The sequence below is a fragment of the Bordetella sp. BOR01 genome, from assembly GCF_019218885.1.
GTDB lineage: Bacteria > Pseudomonadota > Gammaproteobacteria > Burkholderiales > Burkholderiaceae_B > Bordetella_A.
The window spans coordinates 683,364-696,516 of sequence record NZ_JAHUWT010000001.1 but is presented as its reverse complement, the minus strand read 5'-3'; the positions used below and the strand labels follow the sequence as shown (position 1 = coordinate 696,516).

Annotated in this window: 16 protein-coding genes; 3 read left to right on the top strand and 13 right to left on the bottom strand. The window is 65.7% G+C overall.

The features are described from left to right. Positions 1-137 precede the first annotated feature (137 nt). The 13 genes from KW845_RS03345 to KW845_RS03285 all read right to left on the bottom strand — a co-directional run bounded on the left by KW845_RS03345 (position 138) and on the right by KW845_RS03285 (position 10,904). Positions 138-1,607 carry a DegQ family serine endoprotease gene (locus KW845_RS03345; RefSeq protein ID WP_218367745.1) on the bottom strand — a complete coding sequence of 490 codons (1,470 nt, stop codon included), beginning with the start codon at positions 1,605-1,607 and terminating at the stop codon, positions 138-140. Between the two features lie 44 nt (positions 1,608-1,651). Beyond that, entirely contained in the window at positions 1,652-2,707 is a 1,056-nt protein-coding gene (locus KW845_RS03340) for a MucB/RseB C-terminal domain-containing protein (protein WP_370628191.1), read from the bottom strand. Next, entirely contained in the window at positions 2,707-3,207 is a 501-nt protein-coding gene (locus KW845_RS03335) for a sigma-E factor negative regulatory protein (protein ID WP_218367744.1), read from the bottom strand. The genes KW845_RS03340 and KW845_RS03335 overlap by 1 nt, the downstream gene beginning before the upstream one ends. A gap of 12 nt (positions 3,208-3,219) precedes the next feature. Continuing rightward, positions 3,220-3,819, bottom strand: a complete 600-nt coding sequence (rpoE, locus tag KW845_RS03330; protein ID WP_218367743.1) for an RNA polymerase sigma factor RpoE — start codon at positions 3,817-3,819, stop codon at positions 3,220-3,222. Then, on the bottom strand, positions 3,816-4,313 hold the full coding sequence (locus tag KW845_RS03325) for a hypothetical protein (RefSeq protein ID WP_218367742.1): 498 nt from the start codon (positions 4,311-4,313) through the stop codon (positions 3,816-3,818). Before KW845_RS03325 ends, rpoE begins: the two co-directional genes overlap by 4 nt. A 1-nt stretch (position 4,314) precedes the next feature. Next, on the bottom strand, positions 4,315-5,544 hold the full coding sequence (gene fabF / locus KW845_RS03320) for a beta-ketoacyl-ACP synthase II (protein ID WP_218367741.1): 1,230 nt from the start codon (positions 5,542-5,544) through the stop codon (positions 4,315-4,317). 184 nt (positions 5,545-5,728) lie between these two features. Then, on the bottom strand, positions 5,729-5,968 hold the full coding sequence (gene acpP / locus KW845_RS03315) for an acyl carrier protein (RefSeq protein WP_003813816.1): 240 nt from the start codon (positions 5,966-5,968) through the stop codon (positions 5,729-5,731). A 126-nt stretch (positions 5,969-6,094) separates the two neighbouring features. After that, positions 6,095-6,850, bottom strand: a complete 756-nt coding sequence (fabG, locus tag KW845_RS03310) for a 3-oxoacyl-ACP reductase FabG (RefSeq protein WP_218367740.1) — start codon at positions 6,848-6,850, stop codon at positions 6,095-6,097. 45 nt (positions 6,851-6,895) lie between these two features. Further along, entirely contained in the window at positions 6,896-7,831 is a 936-nt protein-coding gene (gene fabD, locus KW845_RS03305; protein WP_218367739.1) for an ACP S-malonyltransferase, read from the bottom strand. Positions 7,832-7,908: 77 nt separating this feature from the next. After that, the gene (locus tag KW845_RS03300) at positions 7,909-8,895 is read right to left on the bottom strand and encodes a beta-ketoacyl-ACP synthase III (RefSeq protein ID WP_218367738.1); all 987 of its coding nucleotides are present in this window, start codon (positions 8,893-8,895) and stop codon (positions 7,909-7,911) included. Then, positions 8,895-9,959 (bottom strand): phosphate acyltransferase PlsX, encoded by a 1,065-nt coding sequence (gene plsX / locus KW845_RS03295; RefSeq protein WP_218367737.1) that lies wholly within the window; start codon positions 9,957-9,959, stop codon positions 8,895-8,897. Before plsX ends, KW845_RS03300 begins: the two co-directional genes overlap by 1 nt. 51 nt (positions 9,960-10,010) lie before the next feature. Beyond that, the gene (gene rpmF / locus KW845_RS03290) at positions 10,011-10,193 is read right to left on the bottom strand and encodes a 50S ribosomal protein L32 (RefSeq protein ID WP_012416801.1); all 183 of its coding nucleotides are present in this window, start codon (positions 10,191-10,193) and stop codon (positions 10,011-10,013) included. A 51-nt stretch (positions 10,194-10,244) separates the two neighbouring features. Next, positions 10,245-10,904 carry a DUF177 domain-containing protein gene (locus tag KW845_RS03285; RefSeq protein ID WP_218367736.1) on the bottom strand — a complete coding sequence of 220 codons (660 nt, stop codon included), beginning with the start codon at positions 10,902-10,904 and terminating at the stop codon, positions 10,245-10,247. A 92-nt stretch (positions 10,905-10,996) separates the two neighbouring features. On the opposite strand from KW845_RS03285, the gene KW845_RS03280 reads away from it, so the two are divergent. The 3 genes from KW845_RS03280 to KW845_RS03270 are packed head-to-tail and all read left to right on the top strand — an operon-like array spanning position 10,997 to position 13,136. Further along, complete coding sequence (locus KW845_RS03280) at positions 10,997-11,599, top strand: Maf family nucleotide pyrophosphatase (RefSeq protein ID WP_218367735.1); 603 nt, start codon at positions 10,997-10,999, stop codon at positions 11,597-11,599. After that, positions 11,596-12,312 carry an SAM-dependent methyltransferase gene (locus KW845_RS03275; protein ID WP_218367734.1) on the top strand — a complete coding sequence of 239 codons (717 nt, stop codon included), beginning with the start codon at positions 11,596-11,598 and terminating at the stop codon, positions 12,310-12,312. Before KW845_RS03280 ends, KW845_RS03275 begins: the two co-directional genes overlap by 4 nt. Continuing rightward, positions 12,309-13,136 (top strand): N-acetylmuramoyl-L-alanine amidase, encoded by an 828-nt coding sequence (locus KW845_RS03270; RefSeq protein ID WP_255592345.1) that lies wholly within the window; start codon positions 12,309-12,311, stop codon positions 13,134-13,136. The genes KW845_RS03275 and KW845_RS03270 overlap by 4 nt, the downstream gene beginning before the upstream one ends. The last annotated feature ends 17 nt before the right edge of the window (positions 13,137-13,153 follow it).

Below are 13,153 nucleotides of genomic sequence, written 5' to 3'. Positions count from 1 at the left end.
CCCCCCGCGGTGTTTCCCGCTGCGCTACACGCCGCATGAAACAGGTGTAGCCCGGCCGGGGACGCCGCGGAGCCGGCTCAGCCGGTCCGCCAGCGTCGCCCCCTTGAGGGGAAAGCGCGCAGCGCTTCGGGGGTGGATCACTTCTTCGGCTCGACCGCCACCCACTGGGTCTGGTCGCCGCGGCGCACCAACAGGCCGGCCGCCTTGCCCTTGGGCAACTTGTCTGCCAGCTTGTTGAACTGGTCGGCACTGGTGATGTCGGTGTTGTTGACCGCCAGCACGATGTCGCCCGGCTGCAAGCCAGCCGCCGCGGCCACGCCCTCGGAGGTACGAACCTGCGCCCCGCCCTTGATACCCAGCTTGCGCTGCACGTCGGCAGGTACGTCGACCATGCGCAGGCCCAGCGCGTTGTCGGCATGCTCGGGTTCGGCCGGCGCCTTGTCGGCAGCGGCCGCCGAGGCACTGCTGAGCTCGCTCACCTTGACCGACAGCGTTACCGTCTTGCCGCGGCGCCACACTTCCATCTCGGTGCGGGTGCCCGGCTTGGTTTCACCGACGATACGGGGCAGATCGGACCAGCGCTTGATGGATTCGCCATGGAACGAGGTGATCACGTCGCCTGGCTTGACGCCGGCGTCTTCGGCCGGGCCATCGGTTTCGACGTTGCTGACCAGCGCGCCTTCGGCCTTGGGCAAGCCGATGGCCTCGGCCACGTCCTTGCCGACTTCGCTGATCTGCACGCCGATGCGACCCCGGGTAACCTTGCCGCTGGCACGCAGTTGATCGGCCACGCGCATGGCTTCATCGATAGGGATGGCCAGCGAAATGCCCATGAAGCCGCCGCTGCGCGAGACGATCTGCGAATTGATGCCGACCACCTCACCGTTCAGGTTGAGCAGGGGGCCGCCCGAGTTGCCGGGGTTGACGGCCACGTCGGTCTGGATGAAAGGCAGGTATTCGCCGGTGTCGCGGCCAATGGCGCTGACGATGCCGGCGGTAGCAGTGGAATCCAGGCCGAACGGCGAACCGATGGCCAACACCCACTGCCCCTTCTTCAACTGCTTGGGATCGCCGATCACCAGGGGCGTCATGTCCTTGGCCTCGATCTTGATCAGGGCCACGTCGGTGCGCTCATCGGAGCCGATGACCTTGGCCTTGAATTCGCGCCCGTCGGTCAGGGTGACGTAGATATCGGCCGCCTCGGTGACAACGTGGTTGTTGGTCAGGATGTAGCCATCTTCGGAAATGAAGAAGCCAGACCCGACGCCACGCGGCACCTTGCGTTCTTCTGGGGCCTGGCGCGGCGCCGACTGCTGCGGCGGCATGCCGGGCGGCTGGAAGTCGGGGCCGAAGAACCAGCGGAACAGCTCGTAGGGGTCGTTGCCGCCACCCGGCGAGCGCACCGGCACGTTGGCCGTGGTGCGGATGTTGACGACGGCCGGATCGACCTTGGCAATGATGCCGCTGAAGTCAGGCAGCGCCACCGTAGGCGCGGCCGAAGTCTGGGCTTGCGCGGCGGGACCGTATGTCCCCGCCAGCATGATGCTGGCCAGCAGGGCCAGGAAGAAGCGCCGGAAAAAAGGATTCGACACTGAAAGCGTTTGCATGAGAGAACTCCGAAAATTCCCCAAACCTTTTACAGGTTCTGTTGTTATTTGGACGATACCGGCACGTACTCGGTAGAAGTAGCAAGTTGCTCGAGCGTGGATGCCGGCACTTCACCCAGCGCGGTCAGCCAGAAATCGGAAATCCGCGTGCCATAGATATTGATGGCGCCGCGTCGTGCCGCTCCGGCCGACATGGGATGACCCCGCTGGGTATCGTATGGTTCGATGAACACCGAAATGGCCGCCAATCCGTCGGACAGGACCAGTTGGTTCACGTTGCTATGCCCCATCGACCGCTTGACCTGCATGACCGCCACGAAACCCTTGGGAGCGGGAATGCGCCAGCCCTGGGCGGCCAGGTCAGCCGGTTCAATGCGCGGCTGCAGTACCTTCCAGTCGCGCGTGCTCCAGCGCGAAGACAGCTCGGCAGGATCGACCTTGCCGCCCAGGCGAATGGAGGTGAACGAGACCTGCTCGACCACGCCTTGCTCGGCGTCGATCGTCTGGGCCTTGAGCAACAGCTTGGTGTCGACATCGGCGCACAGGCGATAGCCATAGCGCAGGCTGTCGCGCGGCTCGATGGTGATGACCCGGCACTGGCGATCGGCCACGCGGTGCAGCTTGTCTTGTGCGCGGATATGGTAGTGCTGCGCCAGGTCGGTCGGGTTGCCCAGCAGCAGGCCCGGGAAGCGGTCGCCGCGACGCGGTTCCATCAGCACGGTTTTGCGTTCGGGGATCAGGCACTGGATCTCGTCGTTGTGGCGCAGGTACTCGCGCGGCTGCCCGTCCAGGATTTCCAGGCGTTCGCGTTCGCCGGTGCCGTCGATGACGTGCACCAGGCGCGACGACTGGATGACTTCGCCCTGCTGGTACAGGAACACGCCGGCGTAGTCTTGCTTGCGAGCGGCCTGCTGGATGTCGTAGAGCAGTTGGATCGAGCTTTCGCCCTGGGCGGGCTCGGCGGCCTGGGCGGCCTCATTGATGGCGGTGAAGGCTACCAGGACGGCGGCGGTCAGGGCCCATCCGGCGCCTTGCGAGGGCCGGCGAACCCAGCTGCCTCGGCCCAATACCGGCCAACGGAACTGTTGCAACTGTGCGATCAACGTCCGGCTCCGGCATCGAACGAGACCTGGCGTACCGCGCTGGGACCGGCCATCTGGCGGTGCGCTTCGAGGTAGTCGCGCAGGCCCGGCGTTTCTGTGGTCGAGGCATCGGCCAGCACACGGGTTTCGGCCGACCGGCCGGCGCCGCCCATGACGTAAGGCTGGGCCACCCAGGCCACCGTTGCCACGGCAGCAGCCACGGCCAGGCCCGACAAGCCCATGCGCAGCGGGGAACGGCGCCGCTGCGGGGCGACGATGGGCAATTCGGCATCCAGGGCCCGCGATAGCCGCGCGTGGAAGCCCGCACTGGGGCTGACGGCCAGGTCGGTATTGCGCAGGGCATCACCGATAAGATGGTACGTATCCCAGGTTCGGCGGCCTTGCACAGTGGCGAGATCGGGGAACATATCTTCGGACGCTTCGCCGTCCATCCAGGCAGATATCGATTCCTCGAGGGAAATCTCGATATCCACTGCGGATTTTGCTGTTGATTGCATGACTGCCGCTCCTTACCAACGACGCTCGGCATCGGTGTCCAGCAAGGGACGCAACCGAGTGGCAATAGCTTCGCGCGCACGGAAAATGCGCGAACGCACAGTACCAATCGGGCAATCCATGCTCTGGGCGATGTCTTCGTAACTCATACCTTCGATTTCACGCAGCACGATAGCGGTCCGGAGCTCTTCGGGCAATTCCTCGATGACCGCGTTGACTGTTTCGGCGATCTCGCGGCTGGCGTACATGGCTTCCGGCGTGCTGATATCGGTTAGGTTGTCCGTTTCGTTAAAAGTTTCACCATCTTCGGTTTCAATTGCATTGGGCGCGCTGGGACGGCGCCCGGCCGAAGCCAGCCAGTTGCGGGCCGTATTGACCGCGATGCGGTACAGCCAGGTGTAAAAGGCACTTTCGCCGCGAAACTGGGGCAGCGCGCGGTAGGCCTTGATGAAGGCTTCCTGGGCGACGTCCTCGATTTCGGCAGGGTCGCGGATCATGCGCCCCAGCAGGCGCAGGATCTTGCGCTGGTACTTGAGCACCAGCAGGTCGAAGGCCTTCTTGTCGCCCCGCTGCACGCGGGCGACCAGTTCGGCGTCGATCTCGCGCTCGCTCATGCGGCCCCCGGGACGGGCGCGTCCAGGCGCTGTGCCGCCCCTGCCAACAGGCAGAGCCGGCGCCAGCGGGCCAGGGACACGCTGGACCGCCAGATGGCGACCCGATGATTTGTAACAGCCAGGCCTGCCGCGGAATCGATCTGCAGGCGCAGGTCGAGCCAGCAGGCGCCATGCCGGGTATCGCCCAGTACGGCGCCATGCCAATGACGCCCCAGGCGGACCTGCCAGCGACGGCTACCCGCCACCGCCCGGATCGCCCGGATGCGGCCGGCGGCCGGCCGAGGCCGATAAGGCGGGATGCAACGCACGGCCGCGCCGGCCCCCGTGGCGCCGGCCAGGGCAGCCAGGCCCGGCAGCCCGGCCTGCCACCACGCGGCCGTGGCCGCGCAGGCCGCGGCGCCCGCAACGACCGTCCGGCCCAACAGCGTCAGGTGGCTCGGGCGGCGTACCGGCACGCATAGCGCCCGGCAGCCGAGATCCCGGCGGTCGTCCAAATCAGATCCGGCGAACGGCCATGGAGCCGTTAGTGCCGCCGAAACCGAAGGAATTGGAAATCGCCACTTCGATCTTCATGTCCCGCGCCTCGTTGGCGCAGTAATCCAGGTCGCATTCCGGGTCCTGGTTGAAGATGTTGATCGTGGGCGGCGACTTCTGGTTGTACACGGCCAAGGTGGTGAACACCGCCTCGATGCCGCCGGCTGCACCCAGCAGGTGGCCGGTCATGGACTTGGTGGAATTGACCACCAGTTTCTTGGCGTGGTCGCCGAACGCCAGCTTCAGCGCGTCGGATTCGTTCTTGTCGCCCAGCGGCGTGGACGTGCCATGCGCGTTGACATAGTCGATTTCGTCGGGGTTCAGCCCGCCGTTGCGCAAGGCGTTCAACACGCCGCGGCGCGGGCCGTCTTTGTCGGGCGCGGTGATGTGGTGCGCGTCGGAGCTCATGCCGTAGCCGACGAATTCGCCGTAGATGCGCGCGCCGCGCTTCTTGGCGTGCTCGTACTCTTCAAGGACCAGCACGCCGGCGCCCTCGCCCAGCACGAAACCGTCACGGTCGCGGTCCCAGGGACGCGACGCGGTAGCGGGATCGTCGTTGCGCGTGGACAGCGCCCGCATGGCCGCGAAACCGCCAATACCCAGCGGCGACACAGTGGATTCCGCGCCGCCGGCCATCATGATGTCGGCGTCGCCGTATTCGATCAGGCGGGCCGCGTCGCCGATGCAATGCAGGCCGGTCGTGCAGGCCGACACGACGGCGTAGCTGGGGCCCTTCATGCCGAAGCGGATGGACAGTTGGCCCGAGATCAGGTTGATCAGGGCGCCAGGCACGAAAAAGGGCGAGATGCGCCGCGGGCCCTTGGCCAGCAGTTCGGTCTGGGTGTCTTCGATACGCGGCAACCCGCCTATGCCCGAGCCCACGATGACGCCGATGCGCTCGGCGTTGGCCTCGGTGACTTCGATGCCGCAGTCTTGCCAGGCCTGGATGCCCGCAGCCATGCCGTAATGGATGAAGGTATCCATCTGGCGGGCTTCCTTGCCAGGTATGTATTGGGTAACGTCGAAGTCCTTGACCTCGCCCGCGATGTGCGTGGTGATGGCCGAGGGGTCGAAACGGGTGATGCGGCCGATGCCGGAACGTCCGTTGACGATATTGTCCCAGGCGCCGGAGATGTCGTTGCCCACGGGCGATACGATACCCAGGCCGGTGATGACGACTCGTCGCTTCACGGATGACTCCTAAAACAGACAAAAGAAAGGCGGTTTTCGGATGCGCCACGCGTGCGGACCGTCCGGCCGCGGAAACATCGTCGAGATGTTCCCGCGCACGGACCGCACGGCACTCCTGAAACCGCCCCGGTTCCCGGCCGCGTCCGCTGGGCGGGATGGCGTCCGGAAAAATACAGGATGAGCTTTACTGCTTACCGTGCGAGTTGATGTAATCAATCGCTTGCTGCACGGTGGTGATCTTTTCGGCCTCTTCGTCGGGGATCTCGGTCTCGAACTCGTCTTCGAGCGCCATGACCAGTTCAACCATGTCGAGCGAATCGGCACCGAGGTCGTCAAGGAAGGAGGATTCGTTCTTGATCTCGGCTTCGTTGACGCCAAGTTGTTCAGCGACGATCTTCTTGACGCGCTGTTCGATGCTTTCCATGCAGATCTCCAATTGGGGAAAAATCCCGCGAATTATAGCCAAGCGTAGAGGAATGCAAACGCCTGGCCGTGACAAAAATGACTGAGTGCCCCCCGGCGTGCCCGTAGCGGCCGCTCTGGGGCGGCCTTATTGCATGTACATCCCGCCGTTGACGTGCAGGGTCGTTCCAGTAATGTAACCTGCCTGGGGTCCGGATAAAAAGGCCACCGCATGAGCGATGTCAACGGGCGAACCCAACCGCCCCAGTGGAATCTGCTGCAATAGCGCAGCGGTCTGGTTCTCGCCCAGTGCGCGCGTCATGTCGGTATCGATGAAGCCCGGCGCCACGCAATTGACCGTGATATTGCGGCTGCCCAGCTCGCGCGCCAATGCGCGCGACATGCCCGCCACGCCGGCCTTGGCGGCCGCGTAATTGGCCTGGCCGGCGTTGCCGCTGGCGCCCACCACCGAGGTCACGTTGATGATACGGCCCCAGCGGGCTTTCATCATGCCACGCAGCACGGCGCGCGACAGGCGGAATACCGCCGCCAGGTTGGTGTCGATGACAGCCGTCCAGTCGTCGTCTTTCATGCGCATGGCGAGGTTGTCGCGCGTGATGCCGGCATTGTTGACCAGAATGTGCGGGCCGCCGCCGGTTTCCCTGCCCAGCGCATCGACCAGCGCATCGCAGGCCTTTGCGTCGGTAACATCGAGTACCACGCCACGCCCGCCCAGGGGCGCCAGCGCTTCGTTGATGGCCTGCGCGCCCGTTTCGCTGGTGGCCGTACCGACCACCACGGCGCCGCGCACGGCGAGTTCGTGGGCAATGGCCTTGCCGATACCGCGCGTGGCGCCGGTTACCAGGGCCATCTTGCCTTGCAGTTCTGCCGATTGTTTATCCATGTCAGTTCCGTTGTGGCGGACCGCCCCGCGCCGAGGCACGCCGTGTCAGTGCTGGCTGAAGGTGGCCAGCGCGGCTTGCATCGAAGCCGGGTCGGTAATCGAAAGGCTGGTGAGTTCGCTGTCGATGCGCTTGGTCAGCCCAGCCAGCACTTTACCGGGGCCGCATTCGACCACATGGGTAACACCCTGGGCCTTCATGGCCTGCAGGGTCTCGACCCAGCGCACGGGATGCCACGCCTGGCGCACCAGGGCATCGCGGATGGCGGCCGGGTCGGCGGGGGATGCCACGTCGACGTTATTGATCACCGGCACTTGCGGGGCGGCCACAGCGGCTTGCGCCAGGGCGCTGGCCAGCACGTCGGCAGCAGGCCGCAGCAGGCTGGAATGAAATGGCGCCGACACCGGCAATACCAGGGCGCGCTTGGCGCCAGCCGCCTTGGCGGCTTCGCAGGCACGCTCGACGGCAGCCTTGTGCCCGGCAATGACAACCTGGGCCGGCGCATTGAAATTCACGGCCTCGACCACCTCGCCCTGCGCGGCCTGCGCGCAGGCCGCGCGCACGGCGTCATCGTCCAGGCCCAGCACCGCGGCCATGCCGCCCGTACCTACCGGCACCGCCGCCTGCATGGCATCGGCGCGCACGCGCACCAGGCGCACCGCGTCTTCGAGCGCCAGGGCGCCGGCTGCCGTCAGCGCGGCGTATTCGCCCAGGCTGTGTCCGGCCATCAGGGCGGGCATCGGCCCGCCCGCAGCCTGCCAGGCGGCGAATACGGCCATGCCGGCGGTCAGCATGGCCGGCTGCGTGTTGGTGGTGAGATTGAGTTGTTCGGCTGGCCCCTGGGCCATCAGGGCACCGAGGTCCTGGCCCAGCGCCTGGCCCGCGCGAGCCACGACATCGGCCACGGCTGCATTGCCGGCCCAGGCATTGAGCATGCCGACCGACTGCGAACCCTGACCAGGAAAGACAAACGCGATTTTCATGATGATGTATCGACTGATTTCAGAATCGGTGAGAATACCCGACATCGGACCCAGGCCCCCTGGGAAAGCGCCCGGCGTTACATACGCGCCAGGACCGAGCCCCAGGTGAAACCGCCGCCCACGCCCTGCATCAGCACCAATTGACCTGGCTTGATCCGCCCGTCGCGACGGGCCACGTCAAGCGCCAGCGGCACGCTGGCCGCCGACGTATTCGCATGCGAATCGACCGTGATCACGATTTTTTCGGTGGGCACGTGCAGTTTGCGCGCCAGGAAATTCAGGATGCGCACGTTGGCCTGGTGCGGAACCAGCCAATCGAGGTCGGCGATCTCGATGCCCGCCTCGGCACAGACATCGCGCGCCGAGCGGTCGAGCACCGTGACGGCCTGCTTGAAGACGGCCTGGCCATCCATGCGCAGGAACGGATCGCCCGTGACATCGCCATAGGCCACATTGCCAGCGGCGCACAGGATCTTGGTCTGGGCGCCATCGGCGTGCAATTGAGCAGCCAGGATGCCTGGCTGGTCGGACGCCTTGAGCACCACCGCACCGGCGCCGTCGCCGAACAGCACGCAGGTGCCGCGATCGTTCCAGTCGAGGATGCGCGAGAAGACTTCGGCGCCGATAACCAGCGCGCAGCGCGCCCGGCCGGCCCGGATGAAAGCGTCGGCCGTACTGAGCGCATAGACGAAACCGCTGCAGACGGCCTGTACGTCGAACGCCGCGCCGCCCTTCGCGCCCAGGTTGGCCTGCACCAGGCAGGCCGTGCTGGGGAAGACGTAGTCGGGCGTGGACGTGGCCACGATGATCAGGTCGACATCAGAAGGCTGCACGCCGGCATCGTCCAGCGCATGGCGGGCCGCTTCGGTAGCCAATTGGCTGGTGGTGACACCGCGCTCGGCCAGATGGCGCTGCCGAATGCCGGTGCGTTCGACGATCCATTCGTCGGACGTGGAAATATTGCGCGTGGCCAACTCGGCGGCCAGTTCATCGTTGGACACGACCCGCTCAGGCAGGAAACTGCCTGAGCCGGCGATCACGGCATATGTCATTGCGGTACCCATCAAACGGTATCCCCGGCCGCTTCGGGCTCGCCAGCGGCGGCTCCGCCCGTCTGGACGCGCTGGGTGATCAGCGCCACGGTCTGGGCAGTGCGTTCCTGCAGTTTACTCACCACGGCCTCGCGCGCGCGCTGCAATGCGAAACCGTAGGCGTAGGCGTCGGCCGACCCGTGGCTCTTGATCACCACGCCGCGCAGGCCCAGCAGCGCCGCGCCGTTGTAGCGGCGATTGTCGACGCGGTGGCGCAGGCGGTTGAGCACCGGCTTGGCGATGGCGCCGGCCAGCAGCGTGATCAGGTTACGCTGGAATTCTTCGCGGATCATGCTCGACAGCATCTTCGCCAGGCCTTCGACCGACTTGAGCACCACGTTGCCGACAAAGCCGTCGCAGACGACCACATCGACCGTGCCCTTGAAGATATCGTTGCCCTCGACGTTGCCCTGGAAATTCAGCGGGCTGCGACGCAGCAGCTCGGCCGCTTCCTTGACCACCTCGTTGCCCTTGATGACCTCTTCGCCGATGTTCAGCAAGCCCACCGAAGGATTGTCGCGATGGTCGACCGCCTGGGTCAGGGCCGCACCCATGATGGCGAACTGCAGCAGGTGCTCGGCCGTGCAATCGACGTTGGCACCCAGGTCGAGCACCGTCGTGGCGCGACCGGTCTGGTTGGGAATGGACGTCGCGATGGCTGGACGGTCGATGCCGTCCAGCGTCTTGAGCACATAACGCGAGATGGCCATCCAGGCGCCGGTATTGCCCGCCGATATGCAGGCGTCGGCGCGGCCGTCTTTGACCGCCTGCACCGCCAGCCGCATGGAAGAGTCTTTCTTGCGGCGCAGGGCAACCTCGACCGGGTCGTCCATGGAGACGACCTCGGTGGCCGGCACGATTTCAAGGCGATCGTGGGCAGCGGCCTTGTGCTCGGCCAATGCCGCCTCGATGGCCTCGGGCAGGCCGACCAGCAACAACCGGGAGTCCGGAAATTGCCGGACGAACTCGATCGCGGCCGGAATCGTGACGGGCAGGCCGAAATCGCCGCCCATACAGTCGATGGCGATGCGTATCACAGGTGCTGGTCAGCGCTGCCGTGGGTGCGAAAGACGCGTTTCGCGACGACGTTATTCGTCGGCCTTGGTCTTCAGGATCTTGCGTCCACGGTAGAAGCCATTGGGGCTGATGTGGTGGCGCAGATGGCTTTCGCCGGTGGTGGGTTCGATCGCGGTGGGCGGATTGACCAGAAAATCATGCGAGCGATGCATGCCACGCTTGGACGGGGACTTCTTGTTTTGTTGAACAGCCATGATGACTCCTAGAAACGGGCCGCATTGTACGCGATGCCGCCCGATGTTGACCTAATCTTTGCGCTTCAGTTGTTCCAACACCGCAAACGGCGATGGATGCTCGACGGCGGGCGCCTGGAAGGCGTCGCCGTCTTCGGCCTGCGCACCCGGGCATACGGGATGCCTGGGCACGTATGGAATGCTCAGGATGAGCTCGTCTTCGACCTGGGCCAACAGATCGAAGCGATGCGAGCCCACCACCTTTTCGGGTAGCGAGTCCGCAAGTTCCGGGTCTTGCGTATCAAGGGACAAGTCGTTGTCGAGCTCGTCTTCGGACTTGACCAACTGCAATACTGTCTGGGAATCTACCGCATAAGCAAACGGAACATTGCAACGCTGGCACACCACCATGGGGCTGGCCTGCACGCGCAGGTGCAAGAGCGACTGGCCCGCCGCGATACCCGCCTTGGCCAGGCCCTTGCCTATTTCACCGCGCACCGACCAAGCCACCAGGCCGGCCTCGCCGGCAGGCTGGTCGGGCAGACCTTCGACTGCCCTGGCCAACCGCACCAGCGGTACGGTACCCTGGACGCTGCCGCCCTGGCGGGCAAGTGCGAAGGCATCGATCACGGCATCCGAACCGGACCCGCGCAGCCGCGCCGCCCCTGCCCATTCGTTGTTGCCCCGCTCGTTGTTGCCCTGTTCGTTATTGCCCCGTTCGTTGCTGCCCATATGAATCACGAACCCCAATCAATGCCTGCCCTGCAAAAATCCCGCAAAACGTTAGATAATACCGTGACTTACGTATCACCGTCAAACTCTGCATGCCCAATCTGCCACCCCGCCTGATCCTGGCCTCGAGCTCGCGCTACCGGCGCGAATTACTGACGCGCCTGCGCCTGCCATTCGAGGCGATTTCGCCTGACATCGACGAAACCCCGACCGCGGGCGAAGCGCCAGCCGACCTGGCGCTGCGCCTGTCGGTGGAAAAAGCGCTGGCCATCGCCGCCCGCCACCCAGGCTGCATCGTGATCGGATCGGACCAGGTCGCCACCGTAGACGGCCAGCCCATCGGCAAGCCGGGCGACTTCAGCCGCGCCCAGGCCCAGTTGCGGACACTGGCCGGCCGCACGGTGGAATTTCATAGTGCACTGGCGGTGACAGACGGCCAGCGCGTGGAAAAAGCCGACGTCATCACGCACTGCCGCTTCCGCCCTTTATCGGATACTGCCATCGACGCCTACCTGCGCGCCGAAGAACCCTACGATACCGCGGGCAGCGCCAAAGCGGAAAGCCTGGGCATCGCGCTGATGGAATACGTACGCAGCGACGACCCGACCGCCATCATCGGCCTGCCCTTGATCGCCCTGACGGACATGCTGGCCGGGTTCGGGCTGGCCCCCCTGGCCGCGGGCACGCCGGCATGAGCGGCACGCTGCACCTGATCCCGGTCAGCCTGGGCGAGTCGCCCCCCGAACGCTGGCTGCCCAGCGACGCCCGCACCCTGGCCGGCGCCCTGGATACCTACATCGCCGAGAACGCCAAGACGGCGCGGGCCTTCCTGAAACAGATCGGCACCGTGCGCCCCCTGCAGGAAATCACCATTCACACCCTGACGGCCAAGACCGATGCGGGCCAGGTCCAGCAATGGCTGGCGCCCGTGCGGCAAGGCCAGGACCTGGGGTTGGTGTCCGAGGCGGGCTGCCCTGCCGTGGCCGATCCCGGAGCTACCGTGGTTGCGGCGGCGCATCGCCTGGGGATCGCGGTGCGCCCATGGGTGGGGCCGTCGTCGATCTTGCTGGGCCTGATGGCCAGCGGCCTGGACGGCCAGCGCTTTGCATTCCATGGTTATGCGCCCGTGGATCCGGCCGAACGCGCCAAGCAGTTGCGTAGCTGGGAACAGCATTCGGCACGCCATCACCAGACACAGCTGCTGATCGAGACGCCTTATCGCAATGCGGCCATGTTCGCCACGCTGCTGGCCACGTTGCGCGGCGACACACGCCTGTGCGTGGCCCGCTCGCTGACGACCGATGACGAATGGATACGCACGCATTCCATTGCCGATTGGAAGACGCGGCCCGTGCCCGAACTGGACAAGCGCCCCACCCTTTTCCTGTACCTGGCCGCGCGCCCATGACCCGCCTGCGCCCGTCCCGCTGCTTTGCGGCCCTGGCCGTCGCGGCATGGGTGCTGGGGGGGTGCGCAAGCCACCGGGCGCCGCCCACGCTGGACATCGACGACTCGATCAGCGCAGTCAGCCAAGACAGCCGAGTGCGCTATATCGTGCTGCACTACACCTCGACCAACGGACCGCACTCGCTGGAACTGCTGTCGCAGGGCGGCGTCAGTGCCCATTACCTGATCACCGACGAGGCGCGGCCGCACGTGTACCGGCTGGTGGACGAGACCCGCAGCGCCTGGCATGCCGGAGCAAGCAGCTGGTATGAGCAGGTTTCGCTGAATCCGGTGTCGATCGGCATCGAACTGGTCAATGCCGGCCGGCGTGACGCGGCCGGCGACGCGACGCGCTGGCAACCCTACCCCGATGCGCAGGTACAGGTACTGATCCTGCTGCTGCGCGATCTGATCGCGCGGCATGGCGTGCACCCCGAGAACATCGTGGCGCACAGCGACATCGCACCGCAACGCAAGACCGACCCCGGTCCGCTGTTCCCATGGAAGCGCCTGGCCGACGCAGGCCTGGGCCGTTGGTACGACGAGGCGCAGGCGGCCGCCCACTGGGTAACCCTGCAACGCCAGGGCGTACCCGAAGTGGCGTGGTTCCAGCAACAACTGGCACGGCTGGGATACGCCTGCCCGCAGCACGGCCGGCTGGACCGCGCCACCCGCAATGTACTGGCGGCCTTCCAGATGCACTACCGGCCAGCCGACTACGACGGCAAGCCCGACGCGGAAACGGCGGCCATCATGATGGCCCTTCCCTCAGGACAGGGGCGCTGAGCCCGAGATTCGGGCCC

Excerpts from the sequence above, each read along its gene's own strand:
- KW845_RS03345 (WP_218367745.1), bottom strand. The coding sequence starts at position 1,607 with ATGCAAACGCTTTCAGTGTCGAATCCTTTTTTCCGGCGCTTCTTCCTG.
- KW845_RS03335 (WP_218367744.1), bottom strand. The coding sequence starts at position 3,207 with ATGCAATCAACAGCAAAATCCGCAGTGGATATCGAGATTTCCCTCGAG.
- rpoE (WP_218367743.1), bottom strand. The coding sequence starts at position 3,819 with ATGAGCGAGCGCGAGATCGACGCCGAACTGGTCGCCCGCGTGCAGCGG.
- acpP (WP_003813816.1), bottom strand. The coding sequence starts at position 5,968 with ATGGAAAGCATCGAACAGCGCGTCAAGAAGATCGTCGCTGAACAACTT.
- fabG (WP_218367740.1), bottom strand. The coding sequence starts at position 6,850 with ATGGATAAACAATCGGCAGAACTGCAAGGCAAGATGGCCCTGGTAACC.
- fabD (WP_218367739.1), bottom strand. The coding sequence starts at position 7,831 with ATGAAAATCGCGTTTGTCTTTCCTGGTCAGGGTTCGCAGTCGGTCGGC.
- KW845_RS03300 (WP_218367738.1), bottom strand. The coding sequence starts at position 8,895 with ATGGGTACCGCAATGACATATGCCGTGATCGCCGGCTCAGGCAGTTTC.
- rpmF (WP_012416801.1), bottom strand. The coding sequence starts at position 10,193 with ATGGCTGTTCAACAAAACAAGAAGTCCCCGTCCAAGCGTGGCATGCAT.
- KW845_RS03285 (WP_218367736.1), bottom strand. The coding sequence starts at position 10,904 with ATGGGCAGCAACGAACGGGGCAATAACGAACAGGGCAACAACGAGCGG.
- KW845_RS03280 (WP_218367735.1), top strand. The coding sequence starts at position 10,997 with ATGCCCAATCTGCCACCCCGCCTGATCCTGGCCTCGAGCTCGCGCTAC.
- KW845_RS03275 (WP_218367734.1), top strand. The coding sequence starts at position 11,596 with ATGAGCGGCACGCTGCACCTGATCCCGGTCAGCCTGGGCGAGTCGCCC.
- KW845_RS03270 (WP_255592345.1), top strand. The coding sequence starts at position 12,309 with ATGACCCGCCTGCGCCCGTCCCGCTGCTTTGCGGCCCTGGCCGTCGCG.